This is a genomic window from Saccharothrix sabaoui (assembly GCF_051756985.1).
In the GTDB taxonomy this organism is placed as follows: Bacteria; Actinomycetota; Actinomycetes; order Mycobacteriales; family Pseudonocardiaceae; genus Actinosynnema.
In genome coordinates this window covers 12,529-37,348 of record NZ_JBPKJK010000039.1, presented here as the reverse complement: position 1 = coordinate 37,348, position 24,820 = coordinate 12,529, and the positions used below count along the sequence as shown (strand labels likewise).

The window sequence follows — 24,820 nt, the reverse complement described above, 5'->3', positions numbered from 1 at the left end:
GAGTGAGACCATGGGCAACGCCCGCGACCTCTACCACGCCCACGCCGCGCCGAACACGGTGCCCGAGGGCAAGCTGCTGACCGACCTGTCGCCCGGGCAGCTGTTCCGCGCCGGCCAGATCTCGCTGGCCCCGTCCACGCTGTCGCGCAAGCGGCTGCCGGTGAAGCTGAACCTGGACGAGTTCCGCTCGCCGGAGTTCCACTACGACACCGACTCCGCCGAGCGCTGGCAGAAGCTGCTGGAGGACGTGCCGCTCAACGGCGACGGCGTCCGCTGGATCCACGAGGACGACGCGGTGCTGTTCTACGGCATCCGCCACTTCGAGATGGACTACGACGAGTTCGTCTCCCGCGTGGACGTCAGCCGCGTCGGCGACTGCTTCCGGGACGTGCTGGGCATCAACACCCAGGTCCTCCAGCGCGACGCGGCCGGCCGGCCGACGCTCCAGGTCGAGCGGATCGCCGCGCTGGCCCAGCCGCGCTACACGGCGTTCCTCGGCAAGGACGAGCTGGACGTCTACAAGCTGGAGCACATGACCTACGAGAAGGACGAGGTCCGCAACTGGATGCGGACCGTGTGCAGCCCCAACGCGTCCACCTCGGCCGACGACGGCTACCTCGGCTTCCGCCGCGCCGCGGGCGGCGGCACCGACATCGTGTTCGTGGCCCGCCAGGCGTTCCCGCGCCCGCGCGTCATGGTGGCCCTGCGGCTGGACCGCTGGGTGTGGTTCCGCACCATGCTCACCGAGTCCGCGTACATGAACTTCTGGAACGACACGGTCGACAACATCATCTCCCGCTACGAGGGCCAGGAGATCGGGATCGGCCGCCCCAACCGGGGCAAGGGGTCGTCCAAGCGCGTCGTCGGCGCCCTGGCCGCCGCCGCCGCCACCGCCCTCTTCCTGCGAAACCGCAGCCGCCGGGCGAAGAAGCGCCGCTGAGCGACTCCCACCGGCGACGAGAGAGGAGGGGTCCTGATGGAGTACCCGTACGCGTTCCACATCGCTCTCGACGGCAACGGCCTCAACGGGTTGGAGGGACGGGCCGGGGTCTGCATCTTCCGGTACGACCCCGCGACCGGTCGGTACGCCTACGACGTCGAGTACTACGACGGGATGGCGGGCGGCCACGCGGTCAGCGTGAGCCCGGACCGGCGGGTCGGCTTCCTCGGCAGCACCGGCCAGCACCTGATGTTCTACGACACCGCGACGGCCGAGGAGGTCCAGCGGATCTCCACCCTCCGGTTCGAGCCGACCGACTCGTCCATCAAGGGCAGCACGCACGTCGCCTGGATCAACGACACGCAGGCCGTCGCCGCCATGGGCGACGGCCTGTGGATGACCGACCTCCAGCGGCTGGACAAGGCCGAGCGGCTGGGCGACCACGGGGTGAAGCTCCCGCACGCCATGAAGACCACGGCGTCGGGGCGGTACCTGGTCTACGGCGGCATGGACCACCCCGGGCGCGGTGAGGCGTGCGAGGTCGGCATCTTCGACCTGCACACCCGCACCGCGCGCCGGGTGGAGCTGCCCGCGACCTGCTGGCACGTCGTCGCCCACCCCTCCGAGGACCGCTTCTACGCGCTGTCGTTCCGGGTCCGGCCGCAGGACGGGCGCGACTGGCACGAGTGGAGCATCGCCCAGTTCAAGGAGTACGCGTTCGAGATCGACGCGGAGACCGGCCAGGTGCTGCGGCACTGGTCGGCCGGTCACGACACGCCCGCGCACATCAACTCGGACGTGTGCATCTCCGACCGCGAGCTGATCTACTGCAACGGCGCCAGCGGCACCATCGTCATGATCGACCTGGCGAGCTTCACGTCGTTCCGGGTGCTCGACGAGCGGCCGAACCTGCGGGCGCAGCTGCGCGCGGGCCGCCAGGTGGCGCGCACCCTCGTGGACACCTTCAGCCGCGGCTCCGCCCTCACGCAGAGCCACCACTACCTGCGCGCGCTGCGGGTGGCCCGGGGTGCGATGGTGGACTCGGTGTACGCCTGCCAGCTCTCCGCCGACCAGTCCCTGCTGTTCACCGCCAACCGGGGGCTCAACCAGATCACCGTGTACGACTACCCGGAGAACACCGTCCGGCTCCGGGTGCGCATGCCGGAGCTGCAGGAGTTCGACAACGGCCTGCGCTGGTGGAGCGATCCCCGGCTCGGCTTCCACCACAGCACGCTGATCAGCCCGCCGGCGGCGGCGAAGGAACCACCGGCGCCGGCGGCCCCGCCCGCGCGCCCGCAGCGGCAACCGCGGGCGCGCACCAAGGTCCGCCCCCGCTAGCGGACCGCACGGCACCAGCGAAACCGCCCGCCCGAACCAGGAGTCCCGTTGGACCGCCTCACCGACTTCCTCTTCCGGAACAGCAAGCTCGTCCTGGTCGGCTGGGTGCTGCTGGCCGTCGTCGGCGGGTTCTTCGCCCTCGGGCTGGAGGGCCGCGCCGTGCCCGGCGGCGAGGCGTCGGGGTCCAGCCAGGCCGAGGCGGTGGCGCGCGAGCTGGGCGCCAACGGCGTGCCGTCGCTGTTCGTGGTGGTGACCGGCCGGCCGGCGGAGGGCGGCGCGGCGGCGCTGGAGCCGATCACCTCGGCCATCTCGGCCACCGAGGGGGTCCGCGAGGTCGCGCCGCTGCCGCTGCCGCCGCCCGCGGCGGGGTCCGGGCCGATCGCGGTCCTGGGCATCTCCGCCGAGGGCGGCGTGGACGGCTCGATCGACGTGGCGAACGAGCTGCTCGACGCCGGGCTGACCGCCGAGGGCGGCGAGGTGTTCCTCGGCGGCTACGGCGCCCACCGCGAGGAGCTGGTCCAGCTCTCCCGCAGCGACCTGTTGCGGGCCGAGCAGGTGGGCCTGCCCATCGTCCTGGTCGTCCTGCTGCTCACCTTCGGCGCGCTGTGGGCGACCGTCGTACCGCTCGTCATCGGCCTGTCCGCGCTGGTCGGCGGGCTGGGCGCGGCGGGCGCGCTGGCGTACGGCATCCCGTTCTCGGAGTACGTGACGAACGCGGCGTCGATGGTGGGCCTCGCGCTCGCCGTCGACTACGCGATGTTCCTCGTGCAGCGGGTGCGCGAGTCGGTGCTGCGCGGGGTGGGCGTGGACGACGCCATCCGGAACGCCATGCGCACCACCGGCACGGCCATCGCCTGGTCCGGGCTCACCGTCGTGGTGGCCGAGGCGACCATGTTCCTGGTCGACTCGCGGGCGATCCGCACCGCGGGGCTCGGCATGATCCTGGTGACGGTGGCGGCGATCGTGGCCGCCCTCTTCGGCGCCCCGATCGTGCTGCGGATGCTGGGCCTGCGCATCCTGCGCAAGAAGGACCGGCAGCGGCTGGTCGAGTCCGGCGGGGCCGTGGTCGTGGACGCCGAGCTGTCCGGTTCCTGGGCCCGCTGGGGCAAGCGGGTGACCGACCGGCCCGGCCGCTGGCTGGTCGGCGCGACCGTGCTGCTGGCGTTGTTCTGCGTGCCCGCGCTGGACCTGGCCGACCGGGTCGACCTGCCGTCCGCGAGCGCGATGCCGCCGGACTCGCAGGTGCGGCAGGCGACCGAGACCGCCGCCGACGCCTACGGGGCGGGCGTGATCTCGCCCGTGGAGGTCGTCGTGCGGGCGACCGCCGGGACGGCGCGCACCCAGGCCGAGCGGGTGGCGCAGGTGCTGTCGGACGCGCCGGGGGTGCGCGCGGCCGTGCCCGTCGCGCTGGACCGCCCGGACGTCTACCGGGTGAGCGTCGCGACCGAGCACAGCCCGTCCGACGACCGCACCCACGACCTCGTGCGCAGCCTGCGCGACGGCGACCTGCGCGGGCGGCTCGACGGCGTCTCCTACGACGTGGGCGGCGAGACCGCCATGCGCGTCGACGCCACCGACGCGCTGTTCGCGAGCCTGCCGCTGATGCTGGCCGTGCTGCTCGGGCTGGTGCTGCTGCTGCTCGTGGTCGCCATGCGGTCGATCGTGCTGCCGATCAAGGCGGTCCTGCTCGTGGTGGTGTCGCTGGGCGCGAGCACCGGCGGCCTGCTGCTGCTGTCGACCACCGAGCTGGGCGCGTCGCTGATCGGCTGGTCCGACCCCGCCGACCTGCACCCGATCGTGCCCATCACCATCGTCGCCATCGTCATCGCGCTGTCCACGGACTACGAGGTCATCCTCATCTCCCGGATCGCCGAGCGGTACGCGGAGACGCGCGACAACACCGCCTCGATCATCGACGGCGTGGCGCGCACCGGCCGCGTGATCAGCAGCGCCGCGGCCATCATGATCGCGGTGTTCTTCGGGTTCGCGCTCTCGGACGTGACGCCGCTCAAGCAGCTCGGCGTGGGCCTGGCGTTCGCCGTGCTGATCGACGCCACGGTGGTCCGCGGCGTCCTGGTGCCCGCGAGCATGCAGCTCATGGGCCGCTGGAACTGGTGGTTCCCGGGTTCCGGGCGGCGTCCCGCGCCGCCGGTCGGGGAACGCCTGCCCGAGGTCGTGGGTGGCCGCGCGCCCTCCGACGACCTGTCCTGACACCCACTCACGAAAGGTCCCGGCACCGTGCCTTCAGTGCTCTCGGCCGTCGCCCGCGCGACGCGGATCGTCTTCGCCAAGCCCACGGTGGACCGGGTGGAGCCGTCCTTCGACATCGACCTCGGGCTGTACCACGAGGCCGACTACGAGAAGATCATCCCGCAGCTGGAGGACGTCGAGCGGCAGCTCGCGCAGGTGCCGCTCGACCGGCGCGGGATGCGCTGGGTGCACCAGGGCGACACCGTGCTGTTCTACGGCGAGCGCACGTTCGACGTGCCGTTCGAGGACTTCACCTCCCGGGTCGACATCAGCCACGTCGGGCGGTTCTACCGGGACTCCCTCGGCGTCACGACCCGCGTGGTGGCGCGGGACGGGCAGGGCCGGTCCGTGCACCAGGGCGTGCGCGTGGTCGCCCTGCCGCAGCCGAACTACGCCGCGTACTTCGGCAAGGACGACCTCGACGTCTACAAGCTGGAGAAGGTCGACTACGGCCCCGACGAGCAGCGGGTGTGGATGCTCACCGTGCACAGCCCGAACGGCTCGGCGGTGTGCGACGACGGGTACACCTCGTTCACCCGCACCGCCGACGGCCGGGGCACCAGGGTGGCGTTCCTGGCGTGCCAGAACTTCCCGGTGCCGCCGCTGATGGCGCTGACCCGGGTGGACCGGTGGACCTGGTTCAAGACCCTGGTCACCGAGAGCGCCTACCGGCGGTTCTGCAACGCCATGATGGACGCGGTCCTGGCCTGCTACCACGGCAACGAGTTCCGCGTGGGCCGCGTGGCGCGGTAGCGGGCCGGGCCCGGCTCACCTCGACTGGAGCGCGTCCACGGCGACGGCCTGCGCGATCACCAGGCGGCGGTCCACGTGCGGGTCGGCGATCGTGATCAGGTAGTGGTCGCGCACCCAGGTCTTCTTCTCCACGCTGAACACCGGCTGCCCGCCGCGGGCGAAGTCGAAGTGGAAGCGGAACGGGAACGGGACGTTGTTGACGAACGGCAGGAAGCCCCACACCCGGCGCAGGATCGCGATGCCCGCGTTGCGCTCCCGCCCGGTGGCCGTCGGCGCGCCCGGCTGGTCCAGGTGCCAGGTGGAGTTGGTCAGGGACTTGCCGAAGTCCTTGCGGAACGAGCCGATGGACCGGCCGTCGCCGTCGGTCACGTCGTAGCCGCTGCCCAGGTCGATGACCTTGCGCGCGCGGAAGCCCGCCAGCACCTGCCCCTTGCCGGAGTCGGTGAAGATCGTCACCTGCTCCTTGAAGGCCATCCGCTTCTGCTCGACGAACGCCACGAGGTGACCCGGCTCGCCGCCGTTGTCGGCGAAGACCTCGTAGCGGTTCACCATCAAGGTGACCTTCTGGTGCATGTGCAGCACGTTCATCGACTGTGGGTGCATGGCCGTCCCCTGACTCCGGTGGTGACCGCAGTCTCTCACCCGACCGAGTGAAGATCACCTTTGGCCTGAACCGGCCGGCGCGCTGGCCGCCGTCGACGGCGCCGGGCGGGTCGGCGGCGGCCACGGCGACGACCGGGGACCCACGACCGACCCGAACGCGAGCCACCGGTTCGCGGTCGCCTGGGACACCCGCACCGGGGAGGTCGGCCTCACCGTGCAGCCCAGCACCATCGAGGGCGGGTGGGCCGTCGACGACATCGTGGTCGACGTCCGGGAGATCGGGGTCGGCCACGGCTACGTCCCCAACAGCTTCGAGGTGCGCGCGGCCGACCCGGGCGGCCTGTCCATCGACTACGACCTGCTCAACAGCGGCCTGCCGGGCGAGTTCGGGCAGGTCAACGGGAACGTGTCGGTGGTGCTGGACCCGGAGCGGGTCGAGGTGCGCAACCGGGGCGACGACTACCCGGCCGGCGAGTTCGTCCAGTACCGCGACAGCGGCACCCGCCTGCTGGGCAGCAAGGACATGGCGGCCACGCCGGCGGCAGGCGTTCGGCATCACCCGCCCGTTCCTGGACCCGGGCGCGACACCGGAGGGGTTCGACGTGGAGTTCGACCCGTTCCTGCACCAGCTGGACCGGCGACTGGCGGAAGGGGGCCGGTGATGGGCGACGACGTGTCCCTGGAACCCGTCGACCTGGTGGGCGCGATGCGCGTGCTCGCCGGCGAGGGGGAGACCTTCGGCGGCCGGCTCGCGGCGGCGTTCCGGCCGACCCACGGGCCGGCCGTCGAGTCCGTGAAGCAGGCCGCGGGGCTCGTCCCCGGCGCGTTCGGCGAGGCCGCCTCGGCGGGGGAGGTCTCCGCCGCCGAGCACGTCCGCGTGGGCGGCGCCGCCGGGCTGCAGTTCGAGGGGCTGAGGTTCGCAGGGCCGGGTCGGAGGGGCCGGGGTTGGAGGGGCCGGGGTCGGAAGGGCTGGGGTTCGCGGGGCCGGGACGGGCCGACCCGCCGCGCTGACCGGTCCTCGTCGACCGGGACAGCGCGGCGGGTCGGGGGTCTCGCGGGGCTCACCTCGCGGGGCTCACCCCACGGGGTGCGGCCTCACGGGGTGGCGCAGGAGACGGTCGGGGCCGCCCACTGGCCGTTGGCCATCACGGTGAAGCCGAACGTCGTGCTCGCGCCGGCCGCGAGGTTGCCGTTGCCGCTGGGCTTCACCGTCATCACGTTGCCGCTCGCGTCCCAGCTGGGCGTGCCGCTCCAGGTGGCCGTCACCCGCTGCGGCGACGTCACCGAGACGGTGGCGGTCCAGCTGCTGATCGCCGACGAGCCCGCCCGCACGGTCACCTCGCCGTTGAAGCGGTCGCCCCACTGCTGGGACGTCCGGTAGGTGGCGGTGCAGGAGCCGCCGCCCGGCTGCGTGGTCGTGGTGGTCGTGGGACCACCCGGGTTGTCGGTGGGCGCGACGGCGCGGCCGGTCGACGGGGAGATCATGCCCGCGCACAGGCCGCGGCTCGCCAGGTTCGCGGCGATCTGCGGGACGGCGTTGAGCGTCGTCTGGTAGCCGTCGTGCATCAGGATCACGCCGCCGTTCTGGAGCGTGGACGCCGCCTGCACGATGGCCGCCGTGCTCGCGCCGTTCCAGTCCTGCGAGTCGACGCTCCACAGCACCTCGGTGAGGCCGAACTGCGCCTGCACGGACTTCAGCGTGGCGTTGGTCTCGCCGTACGGCGGGCGGAACAGCTTCGGCGCCTCGCCCGTCGCCTGCTGGATCGCCTGCTGCGTCTGGGAGATCTCCGACGTCATCTGCGCCTGGCTCAGCTGGGTCATGTGCGGGTGGGACCAGCTGTGGTTGCCGACCCAGCCCACCTGCCGCTGCGCCTGCACCAGCGCGGTGTTGCCACCGATCTTGTTGCCCTGGTTGAAGAACGTCGCCCGCAGGCCCGCCGACCGCAGCGCGTTGATCAGCTGCGTGGTGCTGGTGCCGGGGCCGTCGTCGTAGGTCAGGCCCACGTAGCCGTTGGGGCAGTTGGGCGCCGGCTGGCCCGTCGTGGTGGTCGTGGTGGTGGTCGGGTTCGTGCCACCGCCCGCGTTGAGGGCGTTGAGGACCGAGGTGTACGCGGCCTTCTTGTTGCCGCTGCCGTCGAACAGCAGCGGGGTGCCGGAGGCGCGCCACGAGTCGGTGTCGCGGATGCCCCACACGGTGATGCCGGTGCAGCGGGCGACCGAGAGGCACGCCTGCACGACGCCCTGGTACTGCTGGGCCTGGCTGGAACCGGAGCCCTCGATGTCCAGCTCGGTGATCTGCACGTCCACGCCGAGGTCGGCGAAGTTCTGCAACGTGGTGTGGTAGTTGCTCGGCACCGGGTTGCCGCTGTTGAAGTGGGCCTGGAAGCCGACGCAGTCGATGGGCACGCCGCGCGACTTGAAGTCCTGCACCATGCGGTAGACGCCCTGGGTCTTGGCGTGCGACCAGTTGTCGGTGTTGTAGTCGTTGTAGCAGAGCTTCGCGCCCGGGTCCGCCGCCCGCGCCGCGCGGAACGCGGCCTCGATCCAGTCGTTGCCGGTGCGCTGGAGGTTGGAGTCGCGCCGGCCGCCGGAGCTGCCGTCCGCGAACGCCTCGTTGACGACGTCCCAGGCGTAGATCTTGCCCCGGTAGTACGTGGCGACCTGGGTGACGTGGTTGAGCATCGCCTGGCGCAGCGTGGAGCCCTCCATGGACTGCATCCAGCCGGGCTGCTGCGAGTGCCACGCCAGGGCGTGCCCGCGCACCCGCTTGCCCTGGCCGCGCGCCTGGTCGACGATCCGGTCGGCGTTGCCGTAGCTGAACTGGCCGCGCTGGGGTTCCGTCGCGTCCATCTTCATCTCGTTCTCGGCCGTGACCATGTCGAACTCGCGGTTCAGGATGCCCACGTAGGTCGAGTCCGAGAGCTTGTTCGCCGCGACCGCGGTGCCGAAGTACCGGCCCTTCTCCGCGGCCGACGCGGCCAGCGTGGTGCCGGCGCTGGCGATGCTCGGCAGCACCACGGCCGTCGCGGCGAGCAGGCCGACGACGCCGGCCACCACCGCGGCGCGGTTCGGCCCGCCCCGGTGCGCCGGCCTGCCGGCGGCGGTGACAGCAGTTCTGGACATCACTTCCTCCAAGGTGTCGTCACGGCACAGGGCGATTCGAAAGTTTCGATCGAACCGGGTGACGCTTTCGTAAACTAAGGGCCTGGTCGGAGGTCGTCAAGCACTTGCAATCACCTATAGAGACGCCAAAATGCCGGTACAGAGAGGTCAACTCGCTTCCGCAACTTACGAAAGTGTCGGCTCATGTCTTGCGGTAGCGAGGGCTGAAGTCACCACTCTTCGGCGCATCGACCGCCGCGTGGAGCGGGGGTAGCCTGCCGGGGAGGCCCGCGCCGGCGTAGGTCGGGCCCGGTGGCGTCCGGGGGGACTGCACGTGGTGGAGCGGACCGCGGTCGAGTACGCGCAGAACCTGCTCGGCACGGACGTGGCCGCGCCCCGGCTGTCCTGGGTGCTGCGGCCGTCCGTGCGGCAGACCGCCTACCAGGTCGTGGTGAGCGGGGTCTGGGACTCCGGCAAGGTCGAGTCCGACCGGACCACCGGCGTGCCCTACGGCGGGCCGCCCCTCGCGCCGCACACCCGCTACCACTGGCGGGTGCGGGTGTGGGACCAGCGCGGCCGGCCCTCGGCGTGGAGCGCGGAGCGCTGGTGGGAAACGGCTTTCCTCGGCACGCCGTGGGACGCGGAGTGGATCGGCGCGGGCGACGGGGAGTTCCCCGGCCTGGAGGCCGCGTCCTGGGTCTGGGCGCACGACGGGGAGTTCTCCCCGCCCGGCACGCGCTGGTTCCGGGCGGCCCTCGACGTGCCCGGCGCCGTGGCCCGCGCCCGCGTGGTCGCCACCGGCGACGACGACTTCGTGCTGCACCTGAACGGCGAACCGGTGCTGTGGAACGAGGAGCGGGTCGACGCCTGGAAGCACGGCCGCGGCGCGGTGGTCACCGAGCACGTCCGCCGCGCGGGCGGCCGGGTCGTGCTCGCGGCGGCCACCACGAACCGCGGTGACGGGCCCAACCCCGCCGGGCTGATCGCGCGGCTGGTGGTCGACCTCGTCGACGGCACCGCGCACGAGCTGGTGACCGGACCGGGGTGGCTGGCCGCCGACACCGAGCAGCCCGGCTGGCACGAGCCCGGGTTCGACGACTCGTCGTGGACGCCCGCGGCGGTGCTGGGCCCGTACGGCGCGCCGCCGTGGGGCGACGCCGTCTCGGTGGTCGTGGAGACGCCCGCGCCGGTCCTGCGCCGGGAGTTCCGGCTCGCCAAGCCCGTGGCGAGCGCCCGCCTGCACCTGTGCGGCCTGGCCTACCACGACGCGTGGCTGAACGGGGCCCGCGTCGGCGACCACGTCCTCGACCCCGGCTTCACCGACTACGACGTGACCGTCCTGCACGCCACCCACGACGTCACCCGGCAGCTCACCACCGGCGTGAACGCGCTGGAGGTGACGCTGGGCCGCGGGTTCTACGGGTTGACCACGCCGACCGCGTGGGGCCACGAGCACGCCACCTGGCGCGCCGAGCCGAAGCTGCTGGCGCAGCTCCTGGTGACCTTCCGCGACGGCACCAAGACCTCGATCGGCACCGGCACCGGGTGGCGGGTCGCGGACGGCCCGACCCGCACCGACTCGCTGTACGCGGGCGAGTCCCACGACGCCCGGCACGTGCCCCGGGACTGGCGCCCGGCGGTGGTCGTCGACCCGCCCCGGGGCGCGGTCCGGGCGCAGGCCCACCAGCCGGTGCGGGTGGTGGGCGACGTCCTGCCGGTGTCGGTCGCCCAACCGCGCCCGGGCGTCCACGTCGCCGACTTCGGCCGCACGTCGGCGGGCTGGACGAAGCTCACCGTCCGCGCGCCCGCCGGCACCGTCGTCCGCCTGGTCCACGGCGAGCAGCTGACCGACGACGGCACCGTCGCGACCGGCAACGCCCTGGTGCCCGGCCGCCACCAGACCGACGAGTACACCTGCTCCGGCCGGGGGACCGAGACGTGGGAACCCCGCTTCTCCTACAAGGGTTTCCGGTACGTCGAGGTCACCGGCCTGCCCCGGCCGCCCCGGCGCGGCGAGCTGGTGTGCCGGGTCGTGCACACCGACGTGCCCGCGATCGGGTCGTTCGGCTGCTCGGAGCCGTTCTTCGAGCAGCTGGAGCGGGCGATGCGGCGGACGCTGCTCAACAACCTGCACGGCATCCTCACCGACACGCCCACGTTCGAGAAGAACGGCTGGACGGGCGACGTGCAGCTGGGCGCGGGCGTGCTGATGCAGGCGTTCGCGGCGGAGCGGTTCCTCGCCAAGTGGCTCGGCGACCTCGCCGACAGCCAGGACGAGGCCGGTCGGCTGCCGGTGGTCGTGCCGACCGGCCGCTACGGCTACGCCGACGACGCCGCGCCCGCGCCGGAGTGGACCACGGTGTACCCGTACCTGGTCCGCGAGTTCCACCGGTACTACGGCGACGAGCGGGTCGTGGCCGACCACTGGCCGGGCGTCGTCCGCTACCTGGACTGGGAGGTCGCGCGGCTGGAGGGCGGCCTGGCGACCACCAGGCTGGGCGACTACCTGCCGCCGGGGTCGGGCGGCCTGCCGCCGGAGGACACCCGGCTGAGCGCGACGGCGTACCTGCACCGCGCCCTGCTGTGCGCGGCCGAGGTGGGCGACCTGCTGGGCGAGCACGACACCGCCGCGCACTACCGCTCGGTGGCCGACTCGTGCCGGGACGCGGTCAACGCCGCGTTCTTCGACGGCGCGCGGTACCGCACGGGGTGGAACGGGCGGTACAGCCAGACGTCCAACGCCCTGGCGCTGGAGTTCGGCCTGGTGCCGCCGGGCGCGGAGGGCGCGGTCGCGCAGGGGCTGGCGGACGACGTGCGCGCCCGCGACGACCACCTGGACACCGGCGCGCTGGGCACCAGCGTGCTGCTCCAGGCCCTGACCCGCCACGGTTTCCCGGAGGTGGCGCACGCGGTCGCCACCCAGCGGACCTACCCGAGCTGGGGGTTCTGGTTCGACCTCGGCGCCGACACCATGTGGGAGATGTGGGAGGAGCACTCCCGCTCGCGCGACCACTTCTTCAAGGGCGGCGTCGTGCAGTGGCTGTACGAGCACGTCGCGGGCCTGCGGCCGGGGGACGACGGCTACCGGGCGTTCACGATCCGGCCCGACGCGCGGGTCGGCGTCACGTGGGCGCGCAAGACCACCACCACCGTGCGCGGCGAGGCGTCGGTCGAGTGGTCGACCCGCGGCCCGGTGCTGGAGCTGGTCGCCGTGGTGCCGTCCGGGTCCACGGCCGAGGTGCACGTGCCGACCGGCGACCCGGGCGCGGTGACGGCGCAGGACGGCGCGGAGGCGGCCGGCGAGGAGCCGGGCTTCGCGGTGTACCGGGTGGGGCCGGGCCGGTGGCGGTTCGTGTCGCGGCTGTGAGCGCGGCTCAGGGCAGGGCGTAGCCGACCCCGCGCACGGTCCGCACGAGCGGCGGCGGGCCGAGCTTGTCGCGCAGCTGGGCGACGACCACGTCCAGGGCGTTCGACCTCGGCGGGACGACGGCGTCCCAGGCGGCGGCACAGGCTGCGCACCCGGGCGACCATCTCCACCACCGCGAACGGCTTCACCAGGTAGTCGTCGACGGCCACCAGGAGGTCGTCGTCCTCGGTGACCAGTACGCGCACGAGGAGCGACGGTAGCGGAACCCCGGCGGGGCGGCCCGTCGGTCGGCCCGCCCCGGTCCGCGTGTTCCGGCCGGCGTGTTCCGGTCAGCCGGCCCGGTCCACCAGCCGGCCGCGGTCGGCGGCCTTGGCCCCTGCCTGGAAGCGGCTGCGCGCGCCGAGCCGGTCCATCAGGTCGGACACCACGCGGCGCATCGTGCGCACGGAGATCCCGAGCCGCGCCCACCACGCGGCGGCGGCGACCCGGGCCGGGTCCTCCGGCGGCACGACCACCTCGGGCAGCGGCGCGGGCGGGCCGACCGCGAGCCCTTCGGTCACCGCGCGGTACGGGTCCACCAGGCCCGCGCCGTACGCGTCGCCGACACCGCCCGGCGCCGGACCGGCCGTGGCCAGGAGGCGGGCGACGACCTGCGGCGCGGTCAGCTCCGGCCACCTCGCCCGCACCAGGGCGGCCGTCGCGGACACGAACGGCGCGACGAAGCTCGTGCCGCTGCGCACGTCGTGCCCGCCGGCCCGCGCCGCCGCGACGATGTCCGCGCCCTGCTCGGCCGCGTACCAGATGCCCCGCGCCAGCACGACGGGGTCGAACGCGGCCGACCCGCCGCCCTCCGCGACGTCCCGCTCGGTCACCCGCACCGGCAGGACCCGCGCGCCGGGCGCGAGGCCCGCGAACCCGACGCCGTCGACCGGGTCGGCCGCGATCACGCTCGCCACCGCCGTGCCGTGCGACACGCAGTCGAAGTTCCCCGGCAGGTCGCCGACGAGGTCGAAGTCCTGGCCCGCCGGCACCTTCCCCGGCCTGCTCAGCTGCGGGTGGTCGGTGTCGACGCCCGAGTCGACCACGGCGACCAGCACCCCTCGCCCGTGCTGTGCGGCCACACCGACCTCGGCGCCAGCACCCGCTGCGCCCACGGCACCGGCGCGACGACCGGCCGCGCCGGCTCGGCGTTGCGGCACACCCCCGCCGGGGGCGCGCCCGCCTGCGGGAACGCCGCGCCCGCCTGTGGGAACGCCGCGCCCGCCTGCGGGAACACCGCGACCGTCGCCGGCGCCACCACCGCCCCGAACGCCGTCATCGAGCCCTCCGGCACCCGCCCACGCCGCGCACCTCCCCGATCCGCTCCCGTGAAGCCGCCAGTGTGGGCAGCGGGGACGCCCGGGGCCGGCCGCCGGCCACTTCCGGACAGCGGCCGGCGTCGCGGCTAGCGCGTGCCGCAGAGGGCGTGGTCGACCAGCGGGGCGACCGGGTCGTGCGGCGCGGGCGCGGTGCCCGGCGTCGGGACCATCGAGTCGGTGTTGATGGACACGGTGACCGCGCGGGCGCCGTCGTCGGTGACGCCGTTGCGGGTCTTGAAGCCCGGGATGTCACCGCCGTGCGACCAGTAGCCGCCGCACTCGTTGGGGATGAACATCAGGCCCAGGCCGTACCGCACGCCCGGCCACCCCTGCTCGAAGGCGGTCGCCGGGACGGTGCGCTTCATCTCGGCCAGCTGCGCCGGGCGCAGCACCCGGCCCGCCATGAGGGCCTTGAGGAAGCGGTTGCCGTCGTCGGTGGTGCTGATCATGTCGCCCGCCGCGCCGCCCCACGACGGGTTGTAGACGGTGACGTCGATCGCCTCGCCGTAGCGCGGGTCCGCCGGGTCGGCCTCCAGGCCCTTCTCGGGGAAGCGCTCGTACGCTGTGGCATGCGGTCGGGGGATGAACGGCGAGGTGTGCGGCAGGTGGGTATCCCGCAGGCGCAGCGGGTCGAGGATGCGCGTGCGCACCTCGTGCTGCCAGCTGCGGCCCGTCACCCGCTCGATGATCATGCCCGCCAGCGCGTAGCCGGTGTTGGAGTACAGCCACCGCTCGCCCGGCGGGAAGTCCGGCGCGACCCGCACGGCGAGGGACACGGCCTCCTCGGCGGTGACCGTGCGGAAGCGGTTGGCCTCGAACTCGCGGTCCTTGAAGACGAACGGCAGTTGCAGCACGTAGTTGTGCAGGCCGCTGGTGTGCTGGAGCAGCATCCGCACCGTGATCCGGCCGCCGTCGTTGCCGTTTCCCCGCACGACGCCCGGCAACCAGCGTTCGACGGTGTCGTCCAGCGACAGCCTGCCCTCGCCGACCAGTTGCAGGACGGTCGCGGCGACGTAGGTCTTGGTGAAGCTGCCGATGCGGAACTTCGCGTTCCACGGCACGGGTTTGCCGGTCGTCGTGTCGCCCACGCCGCTGCGCACGTCCACGTCGCCGCGCGGGGTGTCCAGTTCCACCAGCACCCCCGGCGCGCCCTGGGCGAGCAGGGCGTCCGCGTCCCGCTGGAGGGTGGAGGGGCGCTGGTGGTCGGCGTGCGCCGCGCCGACCAGGCTCGCGGTCAGCGCGGCGGCCAGCAGGGGGGCGAGAAGTCGTTTCATGACAACGAAAGCTAGGCGCGGCGCGGGCTCGTGTCGTCGCCCCTGGACGGCAACTCCGCTTACCCCCGCGGGGGTAGGCCCGGATCAGCCCGGAGGATGGCGACGGCGCGGGGCCGTGTCCAATAGGCTTGTCCCCGGCGATGCCGCGCAGTCGGCGCTAATAGTGCGGAGAGCGAATGTCGAAAGGTCGTGCGTCTCGCTTGGTGAATTCAGTCGACGCAGGTCAAGAGCATTGTGTTACTCCGTGATAACCTGGCGTGGTCAGGGCGGGCAACGTATTTAGCATTCGCTTTACACCACCGGTGTAAAGCGGGCAAGAGGCCGATCGGATCGCATTCCAGGTGCATTGGACGGAAATGGTGACGAGCGCCACTGTTCCCGTCACCGCCGCACTGCTCGGTCCTGCGCGGGCGTGGCGGGACGGTGTCGAGGTGGACCTGGGCACGGCGCGCAGGCGGGCCGTGTTCGCGGTGCTCGCGCTGCGTGCCGACCAGGTCGTGTCGCGCGACGAGCTGGTCGACGGTGTCTGGGGCGACGCCCCGCCCGCGACGGCGGCGGCGAGCCTGCACACCTACGTGTCCGGCCTGCGCCAGGTGCTGGAACCCGCGCGGTCCAAGCGTGCGGTGGCGCGGGTGCTGGTGTCGGCCGGGTCGGGGTACTCGCTGAAGCTGTCCGAGGACGGCCTGGACGTGCACCGGTTCGAGCGGCACCGGGAGCGCGCGGCGGCGCTGGCGCCCCGGGACCCGGCGGCGGCGCTGGCCGAGCTGGACCTCGCGCGGGGGCTGTGGCGGGGCGACGCGCTGTCCGGCGTGCCGGGACCGTTCGCCGAGGCGCAGCGGGCCCGGTTGCGCGAGCTGCGGCTGGCGGTCGCCGAGCGGCGGGCCGAGCTGGCCCTCGTGCTGGGGCGGCACGTCGACGTGGTCGCCGACCTCGCGGCGCTGGTGGACGAACACCCCCTGCGCGAGGGCCTGCGGGCGCTGCTGATCACCGCCCTGCACCGCGGCGGGCGGTCCGGCGAGGCGCTGGAGGCGTTCCAGGACGCCCGGCGCGTGCTGGTGGAGCGGCTGGGCATCGAGCCCGGCGCGGCGCTGCGCGAGGCGCACCAGCGGGTGCTGGACGACGAACCGGCCGGGGAGTTACCGGGCCCGCCCGAGCCGGGTTCCCCGGACCGCGTTTCCCCGGACCGGGGTTTCCCGAACCGGGGCCCCCTCCCGCCCGACCGGGTTCCCCTGGACCGGATTGCGCCGGACCGCGTTCCCGCCGACCGGATTGCGCCGGACCGGATTGCGCCGGAACGGATTCCGCTGGACCGGGTTCCGCTGGACCGGGTTCCGCTGGACCGGGTTCCGCTGGACCGGGTTCCCCTGGACCGGGTTCCCCTGGGACGCGACCTGGTGGGCGGGTTCGCGGGGCACGTCGCCCCCGGCCGGCCGGGGGACGTGTTCGTGGGGCGGGACCTGGAAGCGGGCGTGCTGCGCCGGGCGCTGGTCGACGCCGCCGCCGGGCGCGGGCGGTGCGTGTGGGTGGAGGGCGAGCCGGGCATCGGCAAGTCGGCCCTGCTGGCGGAGGGCCTGGCGGGTGCCGCCGCGGCGGGCTTCCGGGTGGCGTGGGGCGCGGGGGACGAGGTCGGGCCGCGCACGCCGCTGCGGGTCGCCCTCCAGGCCCTCGGGGTCGCGGAGACCTCCCCGGACCCGAGGCGGGCGGAGCTGGCGCGGGCGCTGCGCGTCCCCGCCGTGGGTGACCCGGTGCCGGTGGTGGTCGACCGGCTGCTGGCCCTGGTGGCCGAGATGTGCGCGGAGGCGCCGCTGGTCGTCGTCGTGGACGACCTCCAGTGGGCGGACGAGGCCAGTGTGCTGATGTGGCACCGCCTGCTGCGCGTGGCGCACCGGTTGCCGCTGCTGCTCGTGGCGGCGGTGCGGTCGGTGCCCCGGCGGGCGGACGTGGACCAGGTGCGGCGCGCGGTGGTCGACTCCGGCGGCCGGGTGGTGCGGCTCAGGCCGCTGTCCGCGGAGGCGGGCACGGCGCTGCTGGCGTCCCTGCTGGGCGCGGTGCCGGGGGAGAGCCTGTGGACGGTCGTGGACTGCGCGGGCGGGAACCCCCTCTACACCAGGGACATGGTCGAGGCGCTGCTGCGCGACGAGGCGATCCGGGTGCGCGACGGCGTCGCCGAGACCTCCGTGCCGCTGGACGACGACCCGCCGCGCTCGCTGGTCGCCGCGCTGGCGCGGCGGTTGGCGTTCCTGTCCCCGGAGACGACGGAGGTGCTCCGGTCGGCCGCGCTGCTGGGCACCGAGTTCGCCCTGGGCGACGCGGCGACCGTGCTGGGCCGGCCGTCGTCGGAGCTGATCGCCGCAGTGGAGGAGGCGACCGCCGCGGGCGTGCTGGACGACGCCGGCCCGAAGCTCGCGTTCCGGCACGTCGTGATCCGCGAGGCGCTCTACCACGGCACGCCCGCCGCGGTGCGGACCGCGCTGCACCGCCGGACCGCGCAGGCGCTGGCCACCGCGGGCGCGCCGGTGGAGCTGGTGGTCGAGCAGCTGGCCGCCGCGCCCGGCGCGGTCGACCCGTGGGCGGTGGACTGGCTGGTGGCCCGCGGCACGGCCCTGGGCAAGCGCGCCCCGGACACCGCCGTCCGGCTGCTGCGCGCCGTCGTGGAGGGGCCCGCGCCGGACGCCGAGCACCGGGAACGGCTCGCCGCCCTGCTGGCGCGGCTCATGTTCTGGCTCGGCCGCAGGCCCGAGGCCGAGGCGCGGTACGTGCTGGCGCGCACCCGCGACCCGCGCCGGGCCGCCGAGATGCGCTGGATACTGGCCCACGCCCGGTACCGCGACGGCCGGGCGGCGGAGGCGGTGGACGCGCTGCGCGCCGCCGCGGCCGACGCCGCCGTGCCGCCGGCGTGGCGGGCGCGGCTGGAGGCCCTGCTGGCGGCCGTGCTGCGGGAAGGGCTCAACGACGTGGCGGCGGCCGAGGAGACGGCGCTGCGCGCAGTGGCGCGCGGCGAGGAGGCGGGCGACGAGTTCGCCGTCGCGCACGCCCTCCAGGCGCTGTGGCAGGTCGACTCGGTGCGCCGCGACCACCGCGGCGCGCTGGCGCGCGTCGACCGGGCGCTGCTGCTGACCGGCGGGCGGCCGGACTTCACCGAGCTGCGCCTGGGGCTGATGGACAACAAGGCGTTCACGTTGCAGAACCTGGACCGGCTCGCCGAGGCCGACGGGGTGCTGGCCGCGGCGCGCGAGCTGGCCGGCGGCACCGCCTCGCCCGCCGTGCGGGTCACCGCCGCCGTGCAGGACTACTGGTCGGGCCGCTGGGACGCCGCCGCGGCCGAGGGCGTTCGGGCGCTGGCGAACGGCACCGGCACGTCGTTCGGCCTGCGCGAGCACGGCCTGGCCCTGCTGGTGCACGGGGTGGCGGCGCTCGTCGCGGCCCGGCGCGACCGGGTGGAGACGGCCGAGGCGCACCTGGACGCCGCCACCGCGCACCCGCTGGTGACGCCGTCGGACCGCGAGCACGGCGACTTCCTGCTGGTGGCGCGGGCCGTGCTGGCCGAACGCGCGGGCCGGCCGGACGAGGCGCTCGCGCTGCTGGAGCCGGTGGTGTCGGCCGCCGGGCAGATGGTGCTGCGCCACCAGTGGCTGCCGCTCGTCACCCGGCTCGCGGTCGCGCACGGGCGGCGCGACGTGGCGGGGCGCGCCCTGGCCGTCGCCGAGGAGGAGGCCGCGGCGGAGCGGGAACCCGCGCGGGCCGCGGCGGCGCTGTCCTGGTGCCGGGGCCTCGTCGACGGCGACCCGGCCGGGATCGTGGCCGCCGCCGGGAGGTTCCGCGCCGTCGGCCGGCCGGTGGAGCTGGCGGAGGCGCTGGAGGACGCGGCGGTGCTGTCGCGCGACCGGGTCGCGTTCGACGAGGCGGTGCGGGGCTACCGCGAGTTCGGGGCGGTGCACGACGTGCGGCGCGCGACCGTCCGGCGACGCGCGGCCGGGACGGGCGCGGGAACGGGGACGGGCGCGGGAACGGCCGAGGGGTGGTGGACCGGGTGACGGGCGTGCCGCCCGGCTCGTCGCGCCCCCGCGCGGCGGGGCCGGGGGATGCCGGCCGGGGTGACGGGCGCGGTCCGGGGCGGGTCGGCCGGATCGGTGCGCCCGCGCGCGGCGCGGGTGGCTGAAAGGTGTTCGGCGGGGTGGTGGACGTGGTGCGGGTCGGGTCGGGTCGTTCGGCCCGTCGCCGGGCGGCGGGTCCGGGAACGGCGACGGTGGGGGAGTGGTGGACCGGGTGACGGGCGTGGTGCGGGTCGAGCTGCTCGGGTCGGTGCGCGCCTGGGCCGGCGACCGGGAGGTGCCGCTGGGCTCGTCGCGCCCCCGCGCGGTGTTCGCGGTGCTCGCGCTGCGCGCCGGCGGGGTGACCCGGGACGAGCTGGTGGCGGCCGTGTGGGGCGAGGGCGCGCCGGCCACGGCCGAGGGCAGCGTGCACACCTACGTGTCGGTGCTGCGCAAGGCGCTGGAGCCGGACCGCCCGCGCGGCACGCCGTCGCGGCTGCTGGTGTCGGCGGGCTCCGGCTACCGGCTGGCGGTGGACCCCGCCGACGTGGACGTGGCGCGGTTCGAGGCGCTCCTCGACGCGACCCGGCGGCAGTTGGCCGGCGGCGACCCGGAGGCGGCGCGGCGGTCGTCGGAGGCGGCGCTGGCCCTGTGGCGGGGCGACGCGCTCGCCGGTCTGACCGGCCCGTTCGCCGAGGCGCAGCGGCGCAGGCTCGGCGAGGCCCGCACGGCGGCCCGCGAGCTGCACGGCGAGGCGGCCCTCGCGGCGGGCGCGCACGTCGAGGCGGTGGCGGGGCTGACCTCGCTGGTCGCCGACGAACCGCTGCGCGAACGCGCCCGCGAGCTGCTGATGCTCGCCCTGCACCGGTCGGGCCGCAGCGCCGAGGCGCTGGAGGTGTTCCGGGACGCCCGGCGGGTGCTGGTCACCGAGCTGGAGGTCGAGCCGGGCAAGCGGTTGCGCGAGGCGCACGAGCGCATCCTCGCGGGCGGGCGCCGGTACGAGCCGCCCGCGCCGCCCGCCCCCCGGCCACCGGACGTCGACCTCGTCGGGCGCGGCCCGGAGCTGGCCGCGGTGGGCCGCCTGGTGGACGACGTCAGCGCCGGGCACGGCCGGGTGCTCTGGGTCGAGGGCGAGCTGGGCATCGGCAAGTCCGCGCTGCTCGGCGCGGTCCTCGCGCGGGCCGGGCGCGCCGGGCACCGGATCGCCCTCGCCGTGGCCGACGAGCTGGGCACGCGGTTCCCGCTGCGGCTCGCCCTGGACGCGCTCGCCGTGGACGCGCGCTCACCCGACCCGCGCCGGGCCGCCGCCGCGCACGCGCTCGCCCAGGAGCGGCCCGCCGGGTCCATCTTCGGCGAGGCCGACCCCGTCGTCGAGGCGGTGGACCGGCTGGTGTCGCTGGTGGAGCTGCTGTGCGCGGACGGCCCGCTGGTGTTCGCGCTCGACGACCTCCAGTGGGCCGACGAGTCCAGCGCCCGCGTGTGGCACCGGCTCACCGCGCTCACCCGGCGGCAGCCGCTGCTGCTGGTCGGCGTGGCCCGCCCGGTGCCCCACCGGGCGGAGATCGCGCGGCTGCGCCGGGACGCCGAGTCGTCCGGCGGCACGGTGCTCGACCTCGCCCCGCTCGCCGACGCCGAGGTCGCCGGGCTGGTCGGTCGCCTGGTCGGCGCGGTGCCCGGACCGGGGCTGCGCCGGATCGCGGCCCGCGCCGCCGGCAACCCCCTGTACGTGCGGGAGGTCGCGGACGCCCTGGTGCGCGAGCAGGTCGTGCAGGTCGACACCGGTGTCGCCGAGGTCGTCGACACCGCGTTCGACCGCGCCCCGCTGTCGCTGGTGTCCGCGGTGACGGGCCGGCTGGACTTCCTGTCGGACCCGACGCGCGAGGTGCTGCGCTGGTCGGCGCTGCTGGGCGGCGAGTTCGGGGTCGGCGACCTGTCGGTGGTGCTCGGCACGCCGGTGTTCGACCTGGCGGCCCGGCTGGAGGAGGCGCTGGCGGCCGGGGTGCTCAGCGACGCCGGGCCGCGCATGGCGTTCCGGCACCCGCTGATCCGCCAGGCCCTGTACGAGGGGACGCCCGCGGCCCTGCGCACGGCGCTGCACCAGCAGGCCGCGCAGGCGCTGGCCGCGTCCGGCGCGGCGGTGGACCACGTCGCCGAGCAGCTGCTCGCCGCGGACGGCGAGGTCGGTGCGTGGGCGCTGGACTGGCTGGTGGAGCAGGCGCCCGCGCTGGTCTACCGGGCGCCGCTGGTGGCCGTCGAGCTGCTCCAGCGGTGCCTGCGGTCGTCGGTGGCGCGCGACGAGCGGGACGCCGCGCTGATGGCGCACCTGAGCAGCGCGCTGTTCCGGGTCAACCGGGACGTCGAGGCAGAGGAGCACGCGCGGCGGGCGCTGACGCGGCTGCGCGACCCCGACCGGGTGGCCGAGGTGCGGTGGACGCTCGCCTACATGCCGTACCGGGGCGGGCGGGCCGAGGACGCGGTGGCCGCGTCGCGGGAGGCGCTGGCCGACCCCGTGCTGTCGGACCGGTGGCGCGCCCGGCTGCTGTCGCTGCTGGCGCTGGTGCAGCGGGCCGGGGTGGGCGAGCTGGACGGCGCCGAGGCCAGCGCGCGGCAGGCCATCGAGGCGGGGGAGCGGGCGGCGGACCCGTTCGCCCTCGCGCAGGCGCTGGAGGTGCTGTGGCAGGTGGAGGCGGTGCGCCGGGACTACCCGCGCGCGGTGGCCCACCTCGACCAGGCGCTGGACGTCGTCGGCACCGACGTGAGCCTCACCGACCTGCGGTTGCTGCTGCTGGACAACCGGATCTTCACCCTCCAGTGCCTCGACCGGCTCGACGAGGCCGGGCGGAACCTCGACCTGGCGTTCGAGGTGGCCGGGCGGACCACGCCGGTGGCCGGGCTGCACCTGGCGGCGGCCGTGCACCAGTACTGGCTGGGCGGGTGGGACGAGGCGGTGGCCCGGCTGGACGGCGTGCTGCGCGACCCGGGGTTCACCGGGTTCGGCCTGCGGGAGGGCGCGCCGGTGCTGCTGCACGGGGTGGCGGCGCTGATCGCCGCGCACCGCGACGACGGCGAGCGGCTGGCCGACCACCTGGAGCAGGGGCTGACGCTGCCGCTGGTGACCGAGGCGTACCGGGAGAACTGCGACTTCCTGGTGGCCGCGCAGGCGATGGCGGCGGCGCGGGAGGGCGACCCGGCCCGCGCGGTGTCGGTGCTCGGGGCGATCCTCGACACCCGGTACGCGGACATGATGCTGAGGCACCAGTGGCTGCCCGAGCTGGTGCGGCTGGCGCTGGAGGCGGGCGACCGGTCGACGGCGCTCGCGGCGGCGCGGGCGTGCGAGACCGAGGCGGAGCGCGAGGCGACGGCGGCGCGTGCGGCGGCCGCGGCCCAGCGGTGCCGCTCGGTCCTGGCGGAGGACCCGGACGGGCTGGTCCCGGTGGTGCGGCACTACCGGTCGGTCGGCCGGGCGTTCGAGCTGGCGCAGACCCTGGAGGACCGCGCCGTGCTGCTCGCGCGCGCCGGTCGCGGCGCGGAGGCCGGGACCGCGCTGGCCGAGGCGGTCGCCCACTACCGCCGGTTCGGCGCGGAGTGGGACGTCCGCCGCGCGACGGGCGAGGTCGCGCTGTCCCGCTGACCCGAGAGCGGGAGGACCCGGCGGTGGTTCGGTCGCGTGCGGTGGTGCGGTGGTGCGGTGGTGCGGTGGTGCGGTGGTGCGGTGGTGCGGTGGTGCGGTGGTGCGGTGGTGCCCGGCCGTGCCGGCCGCCGTTCCCCAACGGCGCCCGTGCCGGCCGGCGGCCGGTCAGCGGCCGGCCGGCTCCTCGTCGCGCGGGCCGTCGATGACCCCGTCGGGGGTCATCACCCACTGCCGGGGCCGCGCCGGGTGCGGCGCGCGGCCGGGCCCGGACCTCAGGCCCCGCAGCGCCAGGTCCACCACGTGGCGGAGGGAGGCGCCGGTGCGCTCGATCGGTTTCTCCACGTCAGATCATCCCCTTCCGGAGGGCGTAGGCGACCGCGTGCGGCCTGTTGCGCAGGTTCAACCTGGTCGTGATGCCGTAGAACACGTTCTTGATCGTGCGCTCCGAGTAGCACAGCCGGCCGGCGATCTCCGCGGTGTCGAGCCCGTCGGCCATCAGCCGCAGCACGTCGGCCTCCCGCGAGGTGAGCTGGTTCGGCCCGCCCTCGGGCGCCACGACCTGCCGCTGGAGGCGCTCGACGTGCCGCAGCAGCTCGGACACCATCGACGGCGGCATCGCGCCACCGCCGGTCGCCGCCGACAGCACGCTGCGCAGCACCACCTCGTCGGTCACCGAGGCGCGTTGCAGCACGGCCACGACCCGGCACTCCACGGCGGCCAGCACGTCGGTCTCGCCGACCTCGTCGACGATGAGCACGACGGGCGCCCCGACCTGGGCCGCCGCCCGCCGCAGGCGGGACGCGACCTCCGCGGTGAGGCGCGGCGCGGCGACCACCGCCACCTCGGCCCGCGCGTGCTGCGCGGCCCCCAGGACCTCGATCTCGGGCCTCGACCCCAGGTAGGTCGTCAGACCGGTCATGCTCAGGTGATCCGTCGCCTGGACGGCGACCCGGATTCGCTCCACCGCTGCCTCCCACAGTCTCGCGTTGCGCTTCCGAGTCTGCTGGGGGCGGCTTCAGGCCCTCTCAACCGCGTCTACAAGGATTCTTCACGCCGGCCGGCGTCCCTCAAGAGCCGTGGAGAACCCTGGTGGACGAACTCAACACCGCCTGACCCGCCCAGGTCAAGGGCCGTTCCGCCCCAGTGCCGGTGCAGCGACAGCAGCACCTCCGACGGGTCGTGCGCGGGCCGCCAGCCGGGGTAGTCGCGGCGGAACCGGCGGGTGTCGGTGAGCCACCACCGGACGTCGGCGAACCGCGGTCCGGGCGTGTAGTCGAACCGCACCTCCTGCCCGGTCAGGTACTCGTAGCGCGCGATGAACTCCAGCACCGACGCGCCGTGCTCCCGGCCGCCGCCCGCGTGGTAGACCTCGCCGGGCCGCGGCGACAGGTAGAACCGCCAGAACATCTCCACCAGGTCGCGCGCGTCCAGCACGTCCCGCACCTGCTTGCCGCCGTGCCCGATGACCTGGAACGCGGCCCCGCGCACGGCGCTGCGCACCAGGTGGGACAGGAACCCGTGCCGCTCCACGCCCGCGTGCCGGGCGCCCGTGACGCTGCCGCACCGGAACACGCCGACGGCCATGCCCAGCCGCCTGGCGTACTGCTGCGCGGCCAGGTCGGCGGCGAGCGTCGACACGCCGAGGAACGTGCGGTCCACGCGGTCCAGCCGCAGCGACTCGTCGACGCCGTGCTCGTGGTAGGGGTGCGCCGGGTCCACCTCCCACCGGGTCGCGGTCTCCACCAGCGGCAACGAGTCCGGCGCCGCGCCGTACACCTGCCGGCTGGACACCACGACCACCACCGCGTCCGGGCACCACCGCCGCACGGCCTCCAGCGCGCTCACCGTGCCCAGGGCGTTGACCCCGAAGTCCACCAGCGGGGCGTCGGCGGCCCACTCGGCGCTGGGCTGCCCGGCCGCGTGCACGACCAGCCGCACGTCGGAGCCGTACTCGGCCAGCACCGCGCCGAACGCCTCCTGGTCCCGCACGTCCACCGCGCGGTGCCGGGAGTTGGCCGGCGCCTCGACCGCCGCGCCCACCGCCGCCGCGCCCAGGAAGTCCCTCCTCATCATGTTGTCGACCCCGACGACCAGGTCGAACCGGTCGGCCAGCACCCGCACCGCCTCACCGCCGATCAGCCCGGCCGAACCGGTGACCACGACGACGTCCACG

The 24,820-nt window shown here is 75.0% G+C and carries 16 protein-coding genes and 1 pseudogene; 7 read left to right on the top strand and 10 right to left on the bottom strand.

The genetic code is table 11. From position 1 onward, the window contains the following. Positions 1-10 precede the first annotated feature (10 nt). Genes ACR807_RS14825 through ACR807_RS14810 form a run of 4 tightly spaced genes read left to right on the top strand, consistent with a single transcriptional unit; the run spans position 11 to position 5,281 of the window. Entirely contained in the window at positions 11-940 is a 930-nt protein-coding gene (locus tag ACR807_RS14825) for a hypothetical protein (RefSeq protein ID WP_438921878.1), read from the top strand. Positions 941-976: 36 nt separating this feature from the next. Then, positions 977-2,278: a hypothetical protein gene (locus ACR807_RS14820; RefSeq protein ID WP_438921877.1), complete on the top strand. Its 1,302-nt coding sequence runs from the start codon at positions 977-979 to the stop codon at positions 2,276-2,278. Positions 2,279-2,326: 48 nt separating this feature from the next. Further along, positions 2,327-4,489: an MMPL family transporter gene (locus ACR807_RS14815; RefSeq protein WP_438921876.1), complete on the top strand. Its 2,163-nt coding sequence runs from the start codon at positions 2,327-2,329 to the stop codon at positions 4,487-4,489. A 27-nt stretch (positions 4,490-4,516) separates the two neighbouring features. Continuing rightward, positions 4,517-5,281 carry a hypothetical protein gene (locus ACR807_RS14810; protein ID WP_438921875.1) on the top strand — a complete coding sequence of 255 codons (765 nt, stop codon included), beginning with the start codon at positions 4,517-4,519 and terminating at the stop codon, positions 5,279-5,281. Between the two features lie 15 nt (positions 5,282-5,296). Here the strand turns inward: ACR807_RS14810 and ACR807_RS14805 are convergent, their stop codons facing one another. The 3 genes and pseudogenes from ACR807_RS14805 to ACR807_RS14795 form a co-directional block, all read right to left on the bottom strand. Continuing rightward, positions 5,297-5,884: an LURP-one-related family protein gene (locus tag ACR807_RS14805; protein WP_438921874.1), complete on the bottom strand. Its 588-nt coding sequence runs from the start codon at positions 5,882-5,884 to the stop codon at positions 5,297-5,299. A gap of 1,095 nt (positions 5,885-6,979) precedes the next feature. Then, positions 6,980-7,369 (bottom strand): cellulose binding domain-containing protein, encoded by a 390-nt coding sequence (locus tag ACR807_RS14800; protein WP_438921903.1) that lies wholly within the window; start codon positions 7,367-7,369, stop codon positions 6,980-6,982. A 189-nt stretch (positions 7,370-7,558) separates the two neighbouring features. Then, positions 7,559-9,007: pseudogene (locus tag ACR807_RS14795) on the bottom strand (endo-1,4-beta-xylanase); the annotation flags it as partial. Between the two features lie 313 nt (positions 9,008-9,320). Here ACR807_RS14795 and ACR807_RS14790 point away from each other — a divergent pair. Next, positions 9,321-12,353: a family 78 glycoside hydrolase catalytic domain gene (locus ACR807_RS14790; RefSeq protein ID WP_438921873.1), complete on the top strand. Its 3,033-nt coding sequence runs from the start codon at positions 9,321-9,323 to the stop codon at positions 12,351-12,353. Between the two features lie 7 nt (positions 12,354-12,360). Here ACR807_RS14790 and ACR807_RS14785 read toward each other — a convergent pair whose 3' ends face one another. The 4 genes from ACR807_RS14785 to ACR807_RS14770 form a co-directional block, all read right to left on the bottom strand. After that, positions 12,361-12,444 carry a hypothetical protein gene (locus ACR807_RS14785; protein ID WP_438921902.1) on the bottom strand — a complete coding sequence of 28 codons (84 nt, stop codon included), beginning with the start codon at positions 12,442-12,444 and terminating at the stop codon, positions 12,361-12,363. Positions 12,445-12,682: 238 nt separating this feature from the next. Beyond that, positions 12,683-13,450 (bottom strand): S8 family serine peptidase, encoded by a 768-nt coding sequence (locus tag ACR807_RS14780; RefSeq protein ID WP_438921872.1) that lies wholly within the window; start codon positions 13,448-13,450, stop codon positions 12,683-12,685. Then, the gene (locus ACR807_RS14775; RefSeq protein ID WP_438921871.1) at positions 13,399-13,671 is read right to left on the bottom strand and encodes a hypothetical protein; all 273 of its coding nucleotides are present in this window, start codon (positions 13,669-13,671) and stop codon (positions 13,399-13,401) included. Before ACR807_RS14775 ends, ACR807_RS14780 begins: the two co-directional genes overlap by 52 nt. 126 nt (positions 13,672-13,797) lie before the next feature. Beyond that, the gene (locus tag ACR807_RS14770; RefSeq protein ID WP_438921870.1) at positions 13,798-14,985 is read right to left on the bottom strand and encodes a serine hydrolase domain-containing protein; all 1,188 of its coding nucleotides are present in this window, start codon (positions 14,983-14,985) and stop codon (positions 13,798-13,800) included. A 341-nt stretch (positions 14,986-15,326) separates the two neighbouring features. Here ACR807_RS14770 and ACR807_RS14765 point away from each other — a divergent pair, with 341 nt between their 5' ends. Both ACR807_RS14765 and ACR807_RS14760 read left to right on the top strand, forming a co-directional pair. Next, a complete protein-coding gene (locus ACR807_RS14765; protein WP_438921869.1) occupies positions 15,327-19,019 on the top strand; it encodes an ATP-binding protein in 3,693 nt (1,230 codons plus the stop codon). A gap of 223 nt (positions 19,020-19,242) precedes the next feature. Further along, a complete protein-coding gene (locus ACR807_RS14760) occupies positions 19,243-22,647 on the top strand; it encodes an ATP-binding protein (RefSeq protein ID WP_438921868.1) in 3,405 nt (1,134 codons plus the stop codon). Positions 22,648-22,812: 165 nt separating this feature from the next. Here ACR807_RS14760 and ACR807_RS14755 read toward each other — a convergent pair whose 3' ends face one another. The 3 genes from ACR807_RS14755 to ACR807_RS14745 all read right to left on the bottom strand — a co-directional run bounded on the left by ACR807_RS14755 (position 22,813) and on the right by ACR807_RS14745 (position 24,819). After that, positions 22,813-22,989, bottom strand: a complete 177-nt coding sequence (locus tag ACR807_RS14755) for a hypothetical protein (protein ID WP_438921867.1) — start codon at positions 22,987-22,989, stop codon at positions 22,813-22,815. Between the two features lies 1 nt (position 22,990). Continuing rightward, positions 22,991-23,566, bottom strand: coding sequence for a helix-turn-helix transcriptional regulator (locus tag ACR807_RS14750; protein WP_438921866.1), 576 nt, complete (start codon positions 23,564-23,566; stop codon positions 22,991-22,993). A 116-nt stretch (positions 23,567-23,682) separates the two neighbouring features. Further along, entirely contained in the window at positions 23,683-24,819 is a 1,137-nt protein-coding gene (locus ACR807_RS14745; protein ID WP_438921865.1) for an NAD-dependent epimerase/dehydratase family protein, read from the bottom strand. Position 24,820 lies beyond the last annotated feature (1 nt).

Coding starts and splice junctions, on each gene's coding strand:
- ACR807_RS14805 (WP_438921874.1), bottom strand. CDS start 5,884: ATGCACCCACAGTCGATGAACGTGCTGCACATGCACCAGAAGGTCACC.
- ACR807_RS14800 (WP_438921903.1), bottom strand. CDS start 7,369: ATGATCTCCCCGTCGACCGGCCGCGCCGTCGCGCCCACCGACAACCCG.
- ACR807_RS14820 (WP_438921877.1), top strand. CDS start 977: ATGGAGTACCCGTACGCGTTCCACATCGCTCTCGACGGCAACGGCCTC.
- ACR807_RS14825 (WP_438921878.1), top strand. CDS start 11: ATGGGCAACGCCCGCGACCTCTACCACGCCCACGCCGCGCCGAACACG.
- ACR807_RS14750 (WP_438921866.1), bottom strand. CDS start 23,566: ATGACCGGTCTGACGACCTACCTGGGGTCGAGGCCCGAGATCGAGGTC.
- ACR807_RS14775 (WP_438921871.1), bottom strand. CDS start 13,671: ATGACGGCGTTCGGGGCGGTGGTGGCGCCGGCGACGGTCGCGGTGTTC.
- ACR807_RS14770 (WP_438921870.1), bottom strand. CDS start 14,985: ATGAAACGACTTCTCGCCCCCCTGCTGGCCGCCGCGCTGACCGCGAGC.